Source organism: Microbispora sp. NPDC049633 (assembly GCF_040675265.1).
GTDB lineage: Bacteria > Actinomycetota > Actinomycetes > Streptosporangiales > Streptosporangiaceae > Microbispora > Microbispora maris.
Window position 1 is genome coordinate 1 of sequence record NZ_JBFAOO010000378.1, and the last position, 2751, is coordinate 2751.

Annotated in this window: 1 protein-coding gene and 1 pseudogene; one reads left to right on the forward strand and one right to left on the reverse strand. The window is 69.4% G+C overall.

What is annotated here, in order from left to right; genetic code table 11:
- Positions 1-1654: pseudogene (locus AB0J39_RS39080) on the reverse strand (xyloglucanase); the annotation flags it as partial.
- A gap of 201 nt (positions 1655-1855) precedes the next feature.
- On the opposite strand from AB0J39_RS39080, the gene AB0J39_RS39085 reads away from it, so the two are divergent.
- Positions 1856-2680, forward strand: coding sequence for a patatin-like phospholipase family protein (locus tag AB0J39_RS39085; protein WP_363474205.1), 825 nt, complete (start codon positions 1856-1858; stop codon positions 2678-2680).
- Positions 2681-2751: the final 71 nt, after the last annotated feature.

Sequence of the window (2751 nt, forward strand, 5' to 3'; positions counted from 1 at the left end):
CGCCGTTGTTGATCCCGCCCGGCTCGGTGCCCTGGAACCAGTTGGCCCCGCCGTCGGTCGAGAACGCGACGTGGCTGTCGTTCGGCCGGTCGGCGTCGGTGAAGTTGCCGGCCCGCACCATCACGCTCGGGTTGGTCTCGGCGTAGTCGAGCGAGGTCGTGGAGGTGAAGACGGGCTGGGTGAACATCATGGACGGCACGGCGTCGAGGTTGGTGTGCCGGAAGCCGCCGATGTCGCCGAGCGCGCTGACCAGCGGGGCGCCGCTCGGCGGGCTGATCAGGTCGAGGACGGCGGTCTCCTCCAGGCCCTTCACCATCGGCTTGATCGTGAACTGGCCACCCGAGTCCCACTTGGTGAGGTCGGTGGTGCCGTAGATCGTCGCGCCGGTGCCGTACATCATCCGGTCGGAGTTGAACGGGTCGATCTCCACCGACTCGTTCATCCAGCCCAGCTTGGGCGTGACCTCCGGCGGCTGGGGGTTGGTCCCGAAGGTCAGCCACGGCGCGGCGGAGATGTCCATCTTGTAGCGGAAGCTGCGGTTCGGGTAGGACGTCCAGTCCCAGATGCGGGTCCAGGTCGCGCCGCTGTCGGTGCTCCTGAAGAAGATCGCGTCGGGCCACCAGGAGACCTGGGTGGCGACCATGATGGTCTTCGGGTTCTGCCGGTCGATGGTCAGGCCGCTGTAGCCGAAGTAGTCGTCGCCGCTGCTGGACGGGATCGGGCTGATCTGGGTCCAGGTGCCGGTGGCGGTGGCGTAGCGCCACACGTCGCCCTTGCCGCCGTCGTACGGGCCGCCGGTGTCGCTGGTGGCGATGTAGAGGTAGCCGTTGGCCGTGTCGAGCACGCCCTTGTGGGCGATGTAGCCGGTGGGCTGCCCGGCGACCCGTTCCCACGAGGTGCCGCCGTTGGTGGTGCGGTAGACGGTGTTGCTCTTGTCGGCCACGCCCACGTAGATGGTCTGGGTGGCGTTGCCCGACGTGCCGGTCCGCTTGTCGAAGGTCACCCAGACGACACCCTGGTTGTCACCGTTGTAGGCGTCTCCGGGGCTGGCGACGTAGTTGCCGACGTTCGGGAAGTTGGTCACCTTCGACCAGGTGGCGCCGGAGTCGGTGCTCCGCCACAGGCCGTTGCCGCTGGGCGCGCCGAAGTACAGGACGCTGTTCTTGTTCGGGTCCACGGCGAGGCGCTCGCCCATGCCGCGGCCCGGCATGTTGCCGCCCAGCTTGAACGGCAGCGGGGTCACCTGCCAGGTGTCGCCCTTGTTCGACGAGCGCAGGATCGCGCCATTGTTGGGGTCCCAGCTGTTGGTGTACATGCCGACCGCGGCGTACACCTTGTTGGCGTCCACCGGGTCGGCGGCGATGCTGGCGACGCCGTTGTAGCCCCAGTTGGACCAGCCGGCCCAGTCGAGCAGCGGCGTCCAGGTCTGGGAGGACTGGTTCCAGCGGTACGCGCCGCCGATGTCGGTACGGGCGTAGATCAGGTCCTTCTGGGCCTGGCTGAACACGATGCCGGGGACGAAGCCGCCCCCGGCGATCTGCACGTTCTTGAACGTGTACGGGTCGGCTGCGACGGCCGACACCGGGGACATTCTGATCACGGCCGTGACCAGGGCCACGGCGGCGACCACGAGCATGGATGCGAATCTTCGCATGGACGGTTTCCCTCCGAGCACGGACAACCGGCCATGCACGACCAGGTGGGGACCCTGACCGTCCTTCTCGCACGTGCATGGAAATCTGGAAGGAAGGTTCACACACCGGCGGAAGTGCCGTCAATAGTTTGGCGTCCAGACAAATCTCAACCGGTTTCATCCGGGCCGGAGCATCCCGTCTCGTGGAACATAATTCTGGACATGACTACAGCTCTCGTGCTCGGCGGCGGAGGAGTCGCCGGCATCGCCTGGGAGGCGGGGATCGTCACCGGCCTGCGCCGCCTCGGCGTCGACCTGGGGACGGCGGACCGGATCATCGGCACCTCGGCCGGCTCGGTCGTCGGCACGCTCGTGGCCACGGGCGCCGACCTGGAGGAGGCCGTCGCCCACCAGGTGAAGGTGGACACCGGCCCGCCCCCGGCCGTCGACATGGACGAGGTCATGCAGGCGTTCGCCGTCATGTTCGACCCGAACCTCGACAGGCGGGAGGCCCGGCGCAGGGTCGGCCGGATGGCCCTGGAGGCGAAGGTGGACCACGCGGCGGAGCGGCTCGCCGCGGTCGGCGAGCGGCTGCCCGTGAAGGAGTGGCCCGAGCGCGAGCTGCTCATCACCAGCGTCGACGCGGCCACCGGCGAGTTCGTCGTGTGGGACCGGTCCTCGGGCGCGCCGCTGGTGCTCGCCGTCGCGTCGAGCTGCGCCGTGCCGATGGTCTTCCCGCCCGTGGAGATCAACGGCCGCAGGTATGTGGACGGCGGGGTCCGCTCGGCGACCAACGCCGACCTCGCGGCGGGCGCCCGCGCCCTTGTGGTGCTCGAACCGCTCGGGAACCTGACCCCCCGGGCCGTCCTCGACGCCGAGATGGCGAAGGCCGGCGCGACCGCCTCCTACGTCGTCCACCCCGACGCCGCCTCGGTCGCGGTGTTCGGCGAGAACGTCCTCGACCCCGGTCTGTGGGGACCGGCTTTCAAGGCGGGGCTCGACCAGGCCGCCACCCTCGCCGAGCCGGTCGCCGCCGTCTGGTCCTGAGCACGCGGATCCTGAGCACGCGGATCCTGAGCACGCGGACGTCAGCGGGCGGCCGGCGCGGGAACTCCTCG